Genomic DNA, 14,692 nt, shown 5'->3' on the forward strand with positions numbered 1-14,692 from the left:
ATGTACCCCTTCCAGGGATTTTCTGAATGCGTGCCGGGCCGGAGAAGACCGGGCATGGATGCGTACGGTTTGTACCTTCATTGAATCTAGGTGCCCCAGATGAAGAGAATGTCCGACCAAGATGAACGAAGGGTTAACGACGCCGGGACATTGGCTTACACCCGCCGGGGCGCCATTGCGTTAGGCACGTCACAGCCGTAGGGGTTTCCCGCAGACGAGCCGCCGGCGCAACGGCCAATAGACTAAAGCGCATGGCCCCAGCTATTGGACTTTCCGCAAGCGCCCGATTCCTGCGCGGCCGCGTCCGCACGGGCCTGGTCCGGAGCCGGAACTCCCTCATGCCGGCCATCCAGATGACCGCCTGCGCCGTGGGAGCCTACGCGTTCGCCGAGTACGTGCTGGGCCACAGCGGCCCGCTCTTCGCCGCCACTTCCTCCCTTATCGCCTTGGGTTTCTCCCGGGAGCCCCGGCTGCGCCGCGTGGTCGAGGTCGGCCTGGGCTGCACCATCGGCATCGCGGTTGGGGACCTGCTGCTGCACTGGCTCGGCGCCGGGATCTGGCAGGCCGCCGTCGTGCTCCTGTTCTCCATCCTGCTGGCGCGGTTCCTGGACAGCGGCACCATTTTCACCACCCAGATGGGCTTGCAGTCACTGCTGGTGGTCCTTTTGCCGGCGCCGGCCGGCGGTCCGTTCACCCGCAGCATTGACGCCATCGTGGGCGGGGTGTTCGCCCTGCTGGTGACGGTCCTGATTCCGAAGGATCCGCGCCGGGAACCGCGCACCGACGTCAAGAAGCTCCTGCACGAGCTCGCCGAGGTGCTGCGCGAATGCGCCTCCGCGCTGAGCTACAGCGACGCCACCCAGGCCTGGCACGCGCTGATCCGGGGGCGGAACTGCCAGCCGCTCATCGATGCCATGCGGCAGACCCTGCGGGCCTCCGGCGAGGTCGCCACCCTGGCGCCCGCCCACCGCAGGCACCGTGAGGAGCTGGACCGGCTGGAGCAGTCGCTGGATTACATCGACCTGGCCCTGCGCAACAGCCGCGTCTTCGCCCGACGCCTGACCAGCGCCATCAACCATGCGGCGCTGTCCGACGACGCCACCCAGAACATCGCCGACGTCCTGCAGGACACGGCCGACGCCGTTGACGAGCTCTCGCTGGGCCTGGCGGAAGTGCACGACGGCGTCCGCCGCGCGCACCTGCGGACGGCGCGGACGGAGCTGCGCGAAATCGCCGGGCGGCTGCACCCGCGGCTGCTGGACGTGCAGCGGCTGGAGGGCGAGACGGTGGTCATGCTGTTCCGCCCGCTGATGGTGGACCTGCTGGAGGCCGCCGGCGTCGACTCCCGGGAAGCCCGGGACATCCTGCCGCCGCTGTAGCTGCCGCGTGAGCGTGCTTGCCGCGTTTGTTGTCGCTAGGCGCGGATAGGGTGGAGCAATGGCTACCAAGACTTCCCGGGCTACCAAGGCGCCGGGCTACAAATGCGCCGAATGCGGCTGGACCACGGCCAAGTGGGTGGGCCGCTGCGGCGAGTGCCAGGCCTGGGGCACTGTGGAGGAAACCGGCGGCGCCGTGGCGCGCACGACGGCGGCCACCACCGTGCTGGAGCCGGCCCGCCGGATCGCGGAGGTCGACGCCACCACCGCGGCGTTCCTGCCCACCGGCGTGGACGAACTGGACCGTGTGCTCGGCGGAGGGCTGGTCCCGGGCGCCGTGATCCTGCTCGCGGGCGAACCCGGGGTGGGCAAGTCCACCCTGCTGCTGGACGTCGCCGCCAAGTTCGCCCGCACCGCGCAGGACGTCCTCTACATCACGGGGGAGGAATCCGCCGCGCAGGTCAAGCTCCGCGCGGACCGGATCGACGCCGTCGCCGAATCCCTGTACCTGTCCGCCGAAACGGACCTCGGCCAGGCCCTGGGCCAGGTGGAGAAGCTCGAGCCGCGCCTGCTGATCGTGGACTCCGTGCAGACGCTGAGCAGCGCCGACGTGGAAGGCAGCGCCGGCGGTGTCTCGCAGGTCCGGGAGGTCGCGGCCTCCCTGATCGCCGCGGCCAAACGCCGCAACATGACCACACTGCTGGTGGGGCACGTGACCAAGGACGGTTCCATCGCCGGTCCCCGGCTGCTGGAGCACCTGGTGGATGTGGTGTGCCAGTTCGAAGGCGAGCGCCACTCCCGGCTGCGGCTGCTGCGGGCGGTCAAGAACCGCTACGGCCCCACCGACGACGTCGGCTGCTTCGACCTGAACGAGGACGGGATTGTGGGGCTGGCCGATCCGAGCGGGCTGTTTGTCTCCCGGACCAAGGAGCCGGTTTCCGGCACCTGCATCACGGTGACACTGGAGGGGCGCCGCCCGCTGCTGGCCGAGGTACAGTCCCTGCTGGCCGAAAGCTCCAGCTCACAGCCGCGCCGGGCCACGAGCGGGCTGGACAGTTCCCGGGTGGCCATGCTGCTGGCCGTGCTCCAGCAGCGGGCCGGCTGCCTGCTGAACAAGGACGATTCCTACGTGGCAACCGTGGGCGGCGTGAAGCTCAGCGAGCCCGCCACGGACCTCGCCGTCGCGCTGGCCGTGGCCTCGGCGAAGGCCAAAAAACCCCTGCCGCAGCGGCTCATCGCCTTTGGCGAAGTGGGGCTCGCCGGTGAGGTACGCCCCGTGCCCGGCATCAACCAGCGGATCCACGAAGCCCACCGGCTGGGGTTCACCCATGCGGTGGTGCCCGCCAGCCCGAACGGCCCGGGCCCGGTGCCGGCGGGCTTCTCGGTGAGGGAAGTGGGGCACCTGGCCGAAGCGCTGAGCCTGCTGATCAGCTGAGGCAGCCCTGTTCCCCTGAGTTCTGCCCGAAAGGCGACTTAGGACCCTAGCCCGGGCCCGGTTTCCGGCGGAAAATTGGGGCCAGGAACGGTTACGGGCGAAGGGATCAGGCCATGATGGGTTACTACGGAGACGGCTTTGGCTGGATGTGGCTCTGGGGGCTGCTGTTGCTCGTCGGGATCGCAGTGCTTGTGCTGCTCGCGGTCCGCCTCTTCACCGGCGGAGGCAACCGCGGCGGTCCGGCCCAGTACGGGCACTACGGCGCCCCGCCGTACGGCCCGCCGGGGACTCCACCGGGCGGCACCGGCTTTCCGGGCGGGAAGAGCCAGGCGCGCCTGATCCTCGATGAGCGCTTCGCGAGGGGCGACCTCACCGCGGAGCAGTACCGCGAGAACATGAAAGTACTCGGCGAGGAACCGTAATGCGGCCGATCAGCCGCCGCAACGCCCTGATTGTGGGCGGACTGGGCACCGCGGCCACTGTGGCGGGCGGTGCGGGGCTGTGGTGGTCCCTGACTTCCCCGCAGCAGCCGGCCGGCGTCGGCGGGGACAACAGCGGGGGCGCAGCGCCCGTGCAGGGTTCCGATCTGCGCGGTCCGGCCGAACTTCGCAGCGCGGACGGCCGGCTGCAGCTCACCCTTGAGGCCGCCCCCGGACGGGTGGAGCTCGGCGGCCGCCAGGCACGCGCCCTCTGTTACAACGGCACCGTCCCGGGCCCCACCCTGCGCCTGCGGCCGGGCGATGAGCTCAATGTCAGGCTGGAGAACGGCCTCAACGAACCAACTAACCTGCACGTCCACGGCCTCCATGTGTCCCCGCAGGCCGACGGGGACAATGTGTTCAGGGAGGTCCTGCCCGGACAGGCCTTTGACTACCGGTACCGGCTGCCCTCGGACCACCCGCCGGGGGTGTACTGGTACCACCCGCATCATCACGGCATGGTCGCAGACCAGATCTTCGCCGGGCTCTTCGGGGCGATCATCGTCGAAGATCCCGAAGCCATCCCGGTGACCACGGAACGGGTCCTGCTGGTTTCGGACACCACCCTGGACAGCGGCGGGAACATCGCCGCCGTGTCGCCGATGGAACGCATGGCGGGCCGGGAGGGGGCACTGCTTCTGCTCAACGGGCAGAGCAACCCGCTGCTCACGGCCCAGCCGGGCGCCCGGGAGCGGTGGCGGATCATCAATACCTGCGTGGCCCGCCATCTCCGGCTCCGGCTCGACGGCCAGCCGCTGCAGCTGCTCGGCATGGACTCCGGCCGGTCCCCCGAACCCGAGACCGTCGACGAACTTCTGCTGGCGCCGGGCAACCGGGCGGATCTGCTGGTGACCGCCGCCGCCGGCGAAGCCGTGTTGCAGGCCCTCCCCTACGACCGCGGGGCCATGGCGGGGATGATGGGGCAGGGGCCGGTCCCCGTCAGCGGGACGGGTGCGCTGGCAACCTTCCGGGTCAGCGGATCCTCCGCAACCCCGCCCGGGGCCGTCGCGCCCTGGCCGGCCCAGGAGGACCTGCGCACTGCCGCCGTCGCCGCACGCCGGCAGCTCGTCCTGTCCATGGGCGCAGGATCGGGACGTATGGGCGGGGGGATGGGCGGCATGATGCGGTTCACCATCAACGGCCGCGAATTCAGCGAATCACGCACAGACACCACCGCCGCGGCCGGGACCGTGGAGGAATGGACACTCGTCAACACCAGCCCCATGGACCACCCCTTCCACCTGCATGTGTGGCCGATGCAGCTGATCAACGACAACGGGCAGGCGGTCGCCTCCGTGGTCATGCGGGACGTGGTGAACGTGCGGGCGAACGGCCGCGCCACCGTCAGGATCGCCTTCCGCGACTTCAGCGGCCGCTCGGTCTACCACTGCCACATCCTGGACCACGAGGACCTTGGGATGATGGGCGTGATCGAGGTCCGCTGACCGGAAAAGCACCTTGCCACTCATACCCCCCGGGGGTATGGTGAAGCTGACTCCAAACATCGATGACTCTGCCCAGGAGCGCGCATCATGGAACACCGGAACAGCAGCCAGGCCGTCGGCGGCCAGCAAATAAACCACCCGCATGAGGACCACAGCGGCCCCCAGGGGCGAACGGCACACACGGCCCCCGGCAGGACGACGAGCACATGGTCCACAGCCACGGCCAGCATGCCGGGCACAGCGTCGCGATGTTCAAGAACAGGTTCTGGCTGACCCTCGCCCTGGCCATCCCGGTGGTCTTCTTCAGCCCCATGATCGGCCACCTGCTCGGCTTCCAGGCGCCCGTGTTTCCCGGCTCCACCTGGATTCCTCCGGTACTGGGAACTGTCATCTTCTTCTACGGCGGCCAGCCGTTCCTCAAGGGCGGTCTGAATGAGCTGAAAAGCCGCAAACCGGGGATGATGCTGCTGATCGCCATGGCCATCACCGTCGCCTTCACCGCCTCGTGGGTGACCACCCTGGCAATCGGCGGCCTCGACCTCGACTTCTGGTGGGAACTGGCCCTGCTGGTCGCCATTATGCTGCTGGGGCACTGGATCGAAATGCGCGCCCTCGGCTCGGCCCAGGGCGCCCTTGATGCCCTCGCGGCGCTGCTGCCGGACGAGGCGGAACGCCTGACGGAGTCCGGAACCGAAACCGTCAGCGTGGCCGAACTCAGGAGCGGCGACACCATTTTGGTCCGGTCCGGCGGCCGGATGCCCGCGGATGGAACCGTGATCGAGGGGCAGGCCGAATTCGACGAATCGATGATCACCGGTGAGTCCAAGACCGTCCTCCGCTCCCCCGGCGACCCCGTGGTCGCGGGAACCATCGCCACGGACAACAGCCTCCGTGTCCGGGTGACAGCGATCGGGGAGGACACCGCCCTCGCCGGCATCCAGCGGCTCGTGGCCGAGGCCCAAGCCTCCTCCTCACGGGCCCAGGCCCTCGCCGACCGTGCCGCCGCCTTCCTGTTCTACTTCGCCGCCGGGGCCGGCGTCATCACTTTCATCGTCTGGACTCTGCTGGGCAGCATGCCCGACGCCGTGGAACGCACCGTGACGGTGCTGGTGATCGCCTGCCCGCACGCCCTGGGCCTCGCCATCCCGCTGGTCATCGCGATCTCCACGGAGCGGGCAGCGCGGGCCGGCGTGCTGATCAAGAACCGGATGGCGCTCGAGCGGATGCGGACGGTCGACGTCGTGCTGTTCGACAAGACGGGGACCCTGACCAGGGGCGAGCCGGAACTGAAGGGCATCGCCGCCGCCGAAGGGACCGCCCGGGACGAGCTGCTCGCCCTGGCCGCTGCGGCGGAGTCGGACAGCGAGCACCCCCTGGCCCGCGCGATCGTGGCGGCCGCCCGCGAGCGCGGGCTCCCGGTCCCGCAGGCGAGCGATTTCACCTCCCTGACCGGCCGCGGCGTCCGCGCCACAATCGACGGCAGGACCGTCCTGGTGGGAGGCCCGGCCCTGCTGAGGGAACTGGGCGCGGAGGAGCCCCCGCCCCTGGCCGCCGCCACGGCTGCCTGGCGGGACCGCGGGGCGGCTGTGCTCCATGTGGTGGACGGCAACACCGTGCTGGGGGCCGTGAGCCTTGAGGACGCGGTGCGCCCGGAATCCCGCCAGGCGGTCGCGGCCCTGCAGCACCGCGGAATCAAGGTTGCCATGATCACCGGTGACGCCCGTCAGGTGGCCCAGTCCGTGGCCGCCGAGCTGAACATCGACGAGGTCTTCGCCGAGGTCCTCCCGGCGGACAAGGACAAGAAGGTCGCCGAACTCCAGTCCCGCGGCCTCAGGGTGGCCATGGTCGGCGACGGCGTGAACGACTCCCCCGCCCTGGCCCGGGCCGAGGTGGGGATCGCGATCGGCGGCGGAACCGACGTCGCGATGGAGTCCGCCGGTGTGGTCCTTGCCGGAAACGACCCCCGGGCGGTGCTGTCCATGGTGGACCTGTCCCGGGCAAGCTACCGGAAGATGTGGCAAAACCTAGTCTGGGCCACGGGCTATAACATCGTGGCGGTGCCACTGGCCGCCGGCGTCCTCGCCTTCGCCGGGGTAATCCTCTCGCCGGCCGCCGGGGCCGTACTGATGTCCGCCTCCACGATCGTCGTCGCCCTCAACGCGCAGCTTCTGCGGGGCCTGAAACTCAACCCCGCCGACGTCCGCGTAAAGTAACCCCATGCCGGAGACCAACCCCCGCTATCCATCCTTTGGACGGTCCTTCGCGCGCGTGGGTCCGCGGATGGACGCCCGCGGGGCAGCGCAGCACCGCCGGCGCCTCCTGGCTGCGGCACACGGCGCCGTCATCGAAATCGGGGCAGGCTACGGCGCCACTTTCCCGTTTTACCCTTCCACAGTGACGGGCGTGCTGGCCCTCGAACCGGACCCCACACTCCGGGAGCTGGCCCTGGCCGCCGCAGGCAGGGCGCCGGTGCCGGTCACCGTGGAAGACGGCGTGGCGGAGGCGCTGCCGGCGGCGGACGCCTCGGTCGACGTTGTGGTCTCCAGCCTGGTGCTATGCAGCGTGACGGACCAGTCCGTCGCCCTGGCGGAGGTGGTCCGGGTCCTTCGGCCCGGCGGCCTGCTGCTCTTCTATGAGCACGTCCGCTCGGCACACCGCGTGCTGGGGGCCGCCGAAGACCTGGTCGCACCGCTGTGGAGCCGGATGGCCGGCGGATGCCACCCGAACCGGAACACCACCGCCGTGATCGCTTCAGCAGGCCTGACGGTGCAGGGTCTTGAGCGCTTCGGCTTTTCGGTCCTTCCCGGCAACCCGCGGCTGGCCCACGTTCTTGGGGCGGCCAGCAAACCCTGAGCGCACCCCTTGGCGTGACGTTCCCGATCCGCCATGCCCCACGCAAAAGGGACGCCTGCCGCAATGGCAGGCGTCCCTTCAGTCAAACCAGTTGAAGCCTTGCTTAGGCCTTCTTGGGCGGCAGCGCCAGCTTGAAGACCTTGGCCCAGGTGGAGCCGACCTGCTTCCAGATCGGGCCGGTGGTGTACGGCAGACCGTAACGCTTGCAGATCTCCTGCACCTTCGGGGCCACCTCAGCGTAGCGGTTGGACGGAATGTCCGGGAAGAGGTGGTGCTCGATCTGGTGCGACAGGTTGCCGGTCATCAGGTGCATGAACTTGGAACCGGAGATGTTGGCGGAGCCGATCATCTGCCGCACGTACCAGTCACCGCGGGTCTCCCCTTCCACCATTTCCTCGGTGAAGGTGTCCGTCCCCTCGGGGAAGTGTCCGCAGAAGATCACCGCGTGCGCCCAGACGTTGCGGACAGCATTCGCGGTCAGGGTGCCGTACAGCGCCTGCTTGCCGGAGCCGGTCAGCATGGCGACGGCGGGAGTGGCAGCGTAGTCCTTGGTGAACTGCGTGAGCGCCTTGCGGCCAAGGGCCTTGAGGTCCTTGGTGAGGGCCGCCTTGGACTTGTTGCCCTCCTTGTAGTCGTTCAGCTCGAGATCGTAGATCGCGATGCCCCACTCGAAGACCGGTGCTAGCAGGGCGTTGTAGAGCGGGTTGCCCAGGTTGAACGGCTTCCACTCCTGGTCCGCGTCCATCCGCAGCAGGTTGTATCCGACGTCGTTGTCCTTGCCGATGACGTTGGTCCAGCGGTGGTGCAGATCGTTGTGGGTGTGCTGCCAGGCGCGCGCCGGGGTAACAAAGTCCCATTCCCAGGTGGTGGAGTGGATGTCCGGGTCCCGCATCCAGTCCCACTGGCCGTGCAGGATGTTGTGCCCGAGCTCCATGTTTTCCAGGATCTTGGCGAAGCTGAGCAGGGTGGTCCCGGCAACCCAGGCAGCCTTGTGCTTGCTGACCAGCAGCGTGGCGCGGCCGGAAATTTCCAGTCCGCGCTGGATCTTGATCATGCGGCGGATGTAGGCGGCGTCGGAAGCCCCGCGCTTGGCAAGGATGTCGTCCTTGATGGCGTCGAGCTCACGGCCCAGCTCGGCGACCTGCTCGTCGGAGAGATGCGCGGCAGCCGGCGGCCGGAGGGTCGGGCTGCCCGTCTCGGCAAGGGCTCCGCGCCGCGTCTTCACGGCGGGCGCCTTGGCCTGGGGAGCGTCCTCGGAAAGGTCAGGCTTGTCGGAAATAATCGTCATGCGGGTACTCCTCAGAGGTCGAGGTTAACGGGTCCGGCGGCTGCCGAAACACACGTCTGGATTAGTTGGCCGGGCTCGCCATGGACTTCGTCCGTGCGCAGGTCACGAACCTGGCCGGCCCGGAGGGGGATAAGGCAGCTGTGGCAGATGCCCATGCGGCAACCGCTGGGCATCAGGACGCCGGCGTCCTCGCCGACGTCGAGCAGCGGGGTGTCGCCATCGGCTTCGACTTCGCGGTCCGACGACTCGAAGGTGACCAGACCGCCGTCGTGCCCTGCGCCGCCGGCCAGCTTGGTGCTGAAGCGTTCGATCGTGAGGGTTGCCTCCGAAGCGGGCTCCGCGGTCGCGGTCTCCGCCTCCCACAGGGCCTCGGCGTCGTCCAGGAACTCTTCCGGGCCGCAGGCGTACGCGGCGCGCTGGCGCCAGTCCGGGCAAAGCTCTTCCAGCCCGGCAACGGAGCTGAAGTCAATCCGCCCGCGTTCCCCGGTGAACCAGTGGATAACGCGGAAGTTGGGAAACTGGTCCGCTAGCTCGGCCAGTTCCTCGCGGAAGATGGCGTCCGCGGGTGTCCGGGCGGTGTGGATGAGGACGACGTCGGAGTCCGGGCGGTGCGGGACAAGCGTACGGATCATCGACATGACCGGGGTGATGCCGCTCCCGGCGGTGAGCATCAGCAGGGGCCGCGGGTGCTCAGGAAGGACGAAGTCGCCCTGCGGCGGCGCCAGGAAGAGCACGTCGCCCGGCCTGGTGTTGCGCACGAGCGTCCCGGAGACGGCCCCCATGTCACTGACAGTGATGGCCGGGTCCTGCCCGGCGGGGGCGCTGAGCGAGTAGGACCGCCAGTGGCGGACACCGTCGAGCTCGACGCCTATACGGGCCCACTGGCCGGCAAGGTGTGCTTGCCAGCCGCGGCCGGGACGGAAGAAAATAGTGGCGGAATCGGCCGTTTCTGGAACCACCCTTGTTACCACGCCGCGCAACTGGCGGGCGGAAAACACAGGGTTGAACAGCGCCAGAATGTCTTCTGGTGCTAGTGGGGTGGTCAGTAGAGATGCGGCGCGCGCCAGCTTACGGAGCCGGATCATTCATTAATCTTATGTCAGACAGGGTCATAGTTCTTCACCCAAGGCATACGATCGACGGAAAGAAACTATCTCCCCGCAACAACTTTGGACCAATGCTCATGAACGCTTCCCCGAAAGTGACCCCCGCCTCCCCCGCCTACGACCCTCCGTGGCTGGCCCTGCCGCGCGAGGTGAGCGACGTGCTCCGGCCGATGATGCCGGGCATTGTCGAGGCAATCATCGACGCCGTGCCGCAGCTCGTGCCGGCTTATGCCCGGCCGATCGAAGGCCGCTTCGGGCGGGGGCTGCGCCGTGGCGTGGCGGCCGCACTGGAGCGCTTCCTGCAGCTTCCGGGAACCCGGCTGCCCGCCCTTTCGGAGGAAAGCCGGCAACTCGTGGCAGGGCTGGGGAGCGGCGAATTCCGCCAGGGCCGGAGCATGGATGCGCTGCTGAGCGCCTACCGAATGGGGGCCCGTGTGACCTTCCGCGAGATGTCCCGGGTGTCCGTGGAGCACCATCTGGGCCAGACCGTGGTGGTGGACCTGGGTGAATCGATCCTGGCCTACATCGACGAGCTGTCCGCGGTCAGCGCCGAGGCGTACGCCTTTGAACAGTCCGAACGGGCCGGTGCGGTGGACCGCCGGCGCACCGAGCTGCTCGACCTGCTCCTGCTGGGGCAGGCCGATGAGGCGGCCCTGCGCCAGACGGCTGCCATGGCGGACTGGTCCCTGCCGCAGCGGATGGTGGTGGTGACCCTGCCGGTGAACCGGTCAGCCGGGCTGCGGATCCGGCTGGGGCCGGGAACGCTGGTTATCGAACGCGAGACCGACGCCGTCGCCCTGGTTCCGGCGCGGCAGTCCAAGGCCGCGCGGGTGGACCTGGACAAGGCGCTCCGCGGCCGCGGGGCGGCCGTCGGGCCGGCCGGAGGCTGGGAGAAAGTCCCCGATTCGCTGCGCCTGGCAGTACTGGCAGCCTCGGTGCTGCCGCCCCGGGACGGCCCTGAGGATCCGCCGATCTGGGCTGACGAGCATCTGGCCGAGGTGATCCTCGGGGCGGAGCCCTCTGCCATCGCGGAACTGGCCAACCGCCGACTGGCGCCGCTGGAGGGGCTGCGCCCGGCCCAGCGCGAACGGCTTGCTGAGACGCTGCTGTCCTGGTTGCGGCACTGGGGGCAGCGCGCCCCGGTGGCGGCGGAGCTCGGCATCCACCCGCAGACCGTGGGGTACCGGGCGGCACAGCTGCGCGAACTGTTCGGGGACACCCTGGAGGACCCGAAGGCGCGGTTCGAACTGGAACTGGCGTTACACGCCGGCAGGCGTTAAGCAGAGCAGGCGTTGAACAGAACCGGCGTTGAACAGAACCGGCGCCCCGCGGGTGGCTACGCCTGGCCGGTCATCGCCTCCCGGCCCTGCAGCCGCAGCTCAAGGTCGTGCATCACGATCTCGGCCAGGTCCTGCAGCGTCCGGACGTCGGCGGCGCTGAACTCCCGCGGCTCACGGTCCAAGATGCAGAACGTGCCCAGGTTGTGGCCGTCCGGGGTGCGCAGCGGGACCCCGGCGTAGAACTGCAGGCCGAACTCGCCCGCCACCAGCGGGTTGGCGAGGGTGCGGGGATCGCTGACGGCGTCCTCAATGATCCAGGCCTCATCCTGCAGGATCGCGGAGGCGCACAGCCCCGGGTCGCGGCCGATCTGCGTGACCTCGGTGCCGTGGTGGGCCTTGAACCAGATCCGGTCATGGTCCACCACACTGACGATCGCCACGGGTACCGAGAACATCCGCGCCGCGAGTCCGGCTATCCGGTCGAAGGCGCCGTCCGCCGGGGTGTCAAGAATCCGGTAGCGCTCCACCGCGCGCATACGGCCTTCCTCGTCCGAGGGTGCCGGAGCCGGGTCCATGCGGTGACGCGCGGCGCTGTTGATCACTTCCTGACGCAGGGCCAGTGACACTTCCCGGGCCGGCGGTCGCTGTTCCGGGTCGCGGGCCAGCATGGAGGACAGCAGCGCAACCCACATGGGGGCGAGCTCCTCAGGGATCTGCGGGGCGTTGAGCAGCCGCGCGACGGCGGACTGGATGGGCGCGCCGGGGTACACCATCTTTCCGGTCAGCCCCTCGAGCAGCACCAGGCCGAGTGAATACACATCACTGAGCGGACCGACCGGCTCGCCGGCCGCCTGCTCGGGGCTGAGGTAGGCCGGCGTCCCGGACGTTCCGCCTTCATCCGTCACCGGGCCGCTGCGGGTGACGACGGCGACGCCGAAATCGGTGAGCTTTGCCCGCGGGCGCCGGTCCTCGTTGCTGTAGTCCACGAGCAGGATGTTCGCGGGCTTGACGTCCCGGTGAACGATTCCGTAGTGGTGCATGTAGGAAAGCCCGTCCGCCAGGTCATAGCCGATGTGGGCCATGTGCGCTGCCGAGAGCGGACCCTGGGCGCCGCGATGGCGCAGGTCCTGCCCGCGCACCAGCTCCATCACCAGGTAGGTGAGCCGGTCGCCCGGGTCGCTCAGGTCGGCCCCGGCGTCGAAGAGCGTCACGAGGGCGTGGTGGCTCATACCGGCCAGGATGCGGATTTCCTCACCCTGCCGGCGGGTTTGTTCGAGACCGTCCGCGTCGTTGCGGAAGAGCTTGACGGCCACCTCACGCTGCAGGAGTTCGTCGAACGCCCGGAACACCGTGGATTGGCTGCCCCTGCCAATAAGGTCTTCGACCCGGTACCGCCCGCTCAGCAGGTAGCCGGATTTCATCCGCTGCTTAGGGGTGGCCGGAACGGCACGTTCCGGTTCTGAAATGAGCTCTTTCAAGGAGTGTTCGTTGTCCCTTATAGCGGGGTCCGCCAATGACGCCGGGCAGATCAGTCCAATACCGGCATGATAGAAAACCGGCACCCGCATAATTAGCAAGGTTACTTATGATACCGCGGTTTCCTGATTCAGGAAGACCTGCGGACTACCCATTTTCTTCGCCCGCAACCAGGCGCCGGGCGCTACTTGGCGGGGTTGTGCGTGCCGATCGGCAGCAGCGTCAGGTCCGGGTGGTTCTTCTCGATCCGGCGCAGGGCCCACACGTCATTGAACAACGCGAGGTACTCGCCGTCGGAGCGCAGCAGCACTTCGGCGCCGGGCACGTTGGCCAGCACCGGCATGGCATCCGCCGTCGAAATCCTGGCAATGGAATACGGCAGGCGCTCCAGGCGCATCGGCGCGCTGAAATCGTGCGCCATCCGGTCCTCCACCACTTCGAACTGCATGGGGCCGACGGCGGCCAGCACCGGGGCCTGGTCGCCGCGGACGTCCGAGCGGAGCACCTGGATGACGCCCTCGTGCTCCAGCTGCTCGATGCCGCGGCGGAACTGCTTGAACCGGCTGGGGTCCTTGGAGCGTGCCACCTGGAAATGCTCCGGCGCGAACAGCGGGATGGCGGGGAACTCCACCGGATCCTCAAGGAAGAGGCTGTCGCCCACCCGCAGCGAGGAGGCGTTGACGAGTCCCACAACGTCCCCGGGGAAGGCCTCGTCAATGACCTCGCGTTCCCGGCCGAAGACCTGCTGGGCATACTTGGTGGCGAAGGACTTGCCGGTGCGGCCCTGGGTGACCACCATGCCGCGTTCGAAGATGCCGGAGCAGACCCGGATGAAGGCGACGTGGTCGCGGTGTGCCTTGTTCATGCCGGCCTGGACCTTGAAGACGAATCCGGAGAAGGGCGCGTCGACGGGCCGTGCGGCGCCGTCGATGTCGGGCCGGGGGGCGGCCGGCGGGGCGAAGTCCACGAGGGCGTCGAGGATCTCCTTGACACCGAAGTTCAGGGCGGCGGAGCTGAAGAGGATCGGCGTCGCCTTGCCGGCGTGGAAGGCGACGACGTCGAACTCGAGGTTGGACTCGATGACCAGCCCGGCCTCGTCGACGGCGTTGGACCAGTCGTCGCCCTGGCTGGCGGCGGCCTCTTCCGGGGTGAAGTATTCGGTGAGGGCGATGTTGGCGCCGGCGTTGTTGCGCTTGAACTGGGCGAAGCGGTCATTGCGCAGGTCCCAGACGCCGCGGAAGTCACCGGAGATACCGACGGCCCAGGTCAGCGGCATCGGCTGGAGGCCGGTGCGCTCGGTGATCTCGTCCATGAGGGCCAGCGCGTCCAGGCCCGGCCGGTCCCACTTGTTGATCACGGTGATGATGGGCAGGTTGCGCTGCTTGCAGACCTCGAAGAGCTTCATGGTCTGGGTTTCCAGGCCCTTGGCGGCGTCGACGAGCATCACGGCGCAGTCGACGGCGGCCAGCACGCGGTAGGTGTCCTCGGAGAAGTCCGCGTGGCCGGGGGTGTCCAGCAGGTTGATCACGGTGTCCCGGTAGGCGAACTGCAGGGCCGCGGAGCTGATCGAGATGCCGCGGTCCTTTTCCATCTGCATCCAGTCCGAGACCGTGTCCTTGCGGTTGGCCTTGCCGCTGGAGGCGCCGGCGGTGCCGATCACCTTCGCGTGCAGCGCGAGCGCCTCGGTCAGCGTGGACTTGCCGGCGTCGGGGTGTGAAATGACCGCGAATGTCCGACGCCGGGCCGCCTGCTTGTGAATCTCCTGGACTCGGGCGGGGCTAAGGACTTCTTGGGACACGGTGCTACTTTCGCTGCGGCGTTGAATGGTTGCGCTCCCGGGTTTGCGGGAATCCGGCTGGCCCGGTGGAATCGCGGGTTGTTCTGCGTGCTGGCTGTGCGGGACTGCGGTCGAGGATTGCTGGGGCGCGGCGACGGGCAGCCGACGGAACACCCA

Annotated in this window: 11 protein-coding genes; 7 read left to right on the forward strand and 4 right to left on the reverse strand. The window is 68.7% G+C overall.

Features of this window, described 5'->3' with window-relative positions:
* Nucleotides 1-251 precede the first annotated feature (251 nt).
* From AC50YC_RS12650 to AC50YC_RS12675, 6 genes are all read left to right on the forward strand, one after another.
* Nucleotides 252-1,379: an FUSC family protein gene (locus AC50YC_RS12650; protein ID WP_494953860.1), complete on the forward strand. Its 1,128-nt coding sequence runs from the start codon at nucleotides 252-254 to the stop codon at nucleotides 1,377-1,379.
* A 58-nt stretch (nucleotides 1,380-1,437) separates the two neighbouring features.
* Nucleotides 1,438-2,811, forward strand: a complete 1,374-nt coding sequence (gene radA / locus AC50YC_RS12655; RefSeq protein ID WP_494953861.1) for a DNA repair protein RadA — start codon at nucleotides 1,438-1,440, stop codon at nucleotides 2,809-2,811.
* 113 nt (nucleotides 2,812-2,924) lie between these two features.
* Nucleotides 2,925-3,233 (forward strand): SHOCT domain-containing protein, encoded by a 309-nt coding sequence (locus AC50YC_RS12660; protein ID WP_494953862.1) that lies wholly within the window; start codon nucleotides 2,925-2,927, stop codon nucleotides 3,231-3,233.
* Entirely contained in the window at nucleotides 3,233-4,735 is a 1,503-nt protein-coding gene (locus AC50YC_RS12665) for a multicopper oxidase family protein (protein WP_494953863.1), read from the forward strand. Before AC50YC_RS12660 ends, AC50YC_RS12665 begins: the two co-directional genes overlap by 1 nt.
* A gap of 206 nt (nucleotides 4,736-4,941) precedes the next feature.
* On the forward strand, nucleotides 4,942-6,948 hold the full coding sequence (locus AC50YC_RS12670) for a heavy metal translocating P-type ATPase (protein WP_494953864.1): 2,007 nt from the start codon (nucleotides 4,942-4,944) through the stop codon (nucleotides 6,946-6,948).
* Between the two features lie 4 nt (nucleotides 6,949-6,952).
* Nucleotides 6,953-7,588, forward strand: coding sequence for a class I SAM-dependent methyltransferase (locus AC50YC_RS12675; RefSeq protein WP_494953865.1), 636 nt, complete (start codon nucleotides 6,953-6,955; stop codon nucleotides 7,586-7,588).
* 103 nt (nucleotides 7,589-7,691) lie between these two features.
* Here the strand turns inward: AC50YC_RS12675 and AC50YC_RS12680 are convergent, their stop codons facing one another.
* Entirely contained in the window at nucleotides 7,692-8,876 is a 1,185-nt protein-coding gene (locus AC50YC_RS12680) for a fatty acid desaturase family protein (RefSeq protein ID WP_494953866.1), read from the reverse strand.
* 11 nt (nucleotides 8,877-8,887) lie between these two features.
* Nucleotides 8,888-9,961 (reverse strand): ferredoxin reductase, encoded by a 1,074-nt coding sequence (locus AC50YC_RS12685; protein WP_494953867.1) that lies wholly within the window; start codon nucleotides 9,959-9,961, stop codon nucleotides 8,888-8,890.
* A gap of 98 nt (nucleotides 9,962-10,059) precedes the next feature.
* Here AC50YC_RS12685 and AC50YC_RS12690 point away from each other — a divergent pair, with 98 nt between their 5' ends.
* On the forward strand, nucleotides 10,060-11,262 hold the full coding sequence (locus tag AC50YC_RS12690) for a PucR family transcriptional regulator (RefSeq protein WP_494953973.1): 1,203 nt from the start codon (nucleotides 10,060-10,062) through the stop codon (nucleotides 11,260-11,262).
* Nucleotides 11,263-11,318: 56 nt separating this feature from the next.
* On the opposite strand, the gene AC50YC_RS12695 is transcribed toward AC50YC_RS12690, so the two are convergent.
* Nucleotides 11,319-12,740, reverse strand: coding sequence for a GAF domain-containing serine/threonine-protein kinase (locus AC50YC_RS12695; RefSeq protein ID WP_494953868.1), 1,422 nt, complete (start codon nucleotides 12,738-12,740; stop codon nucleotides 11,319-11,321).
* Nucleotides 12,741-12,922: 182 nt separating this feature from the next.
* Nucleotides 12,923-14,536, reverse strand: coding sequence for a peptide chain release factor 3 (locus AC50YC_RS12700; RefSeq protein WP_494953869.1), 1,614 nt, complete (start codon nucleotides 14,534-14,536; stop codon nucleotides 12,923-12,925).
* Between the last annotated feature and the right edge of the window lie 156 nt (nucleotides 14,537-14,692).

Source organism: Pseudarthrobacter sp. MDT1-56 (genome assembly GCF_059383555.1).

Excerpts from the sequence above, each read along its gene's own strand:
- AC50YC_RS12680 (WP_494953866.1), bottom strand. The coding sequence starts at position 8,876 with ATGACGATTATTTCCGACAAGCCTGACCTTTCCGAGGACGCTCCCCAG.
- AC50YC_RS12660 (WP_494953862.1), top strand. The coding sequence starts at position 2,925 with ATGATGGGTTACTACGGAGACGGCTTTGGCTGGATGTGGCTCTGGGGG.
- AC50YC_RS12690 (WP_494953973.1), top strand. The coding sequence starts at position 10,060 with ATGAACGCTTCCCCGAAAGTGACCCCCGCCTCCCCCGCCTACGACCCT.
- AC50YC_RS12670 (WP_494953864.1), top strand. The coding sequence starts at position 4,942 with ATGGTCCACAGCCACGGCCAGCATGCCGGGCACAGCGTCGCGATGTTC.
- AC50YC_RS12665 (WP_494953863.1), top strand. The coding sequence starts at position 3,233 with ATGCGGCCGATCAGCCGCCGCAACGCCCTGATTGTGGGCGGACTGGGC.
- AC50YC_RS12685 (WP_494953867.1), bottom strand. The coding sequence starts at position 9,961 with ATGATCCGGCTCCGTAAGCTGGCGCGCGCCGCATCTCTACTGACCACC.
- AC50YC_RS12675 (WP_494953865.1), top strand. The coding sequence starts at position 6,953 with ATGCCGGAGACCAACCCCCGCTATCCATCCTTTGGACGGTCCTTCGCG.
- AC50YC_RS12650 (WP_494953860.1), top strand. The coding sequence starts at position 252 with ATGGCCCCAGCTATTGGACTTTCCGCAAGCGCCCGATTCCTGCGCGGC.
- radA (WP_494953861.1), top strand. The coding sequence starts at position 1,438 with ATGGCTACCAAGACTTCCCGGGCTACCAAGGCGCCGGGCTACAAATGC.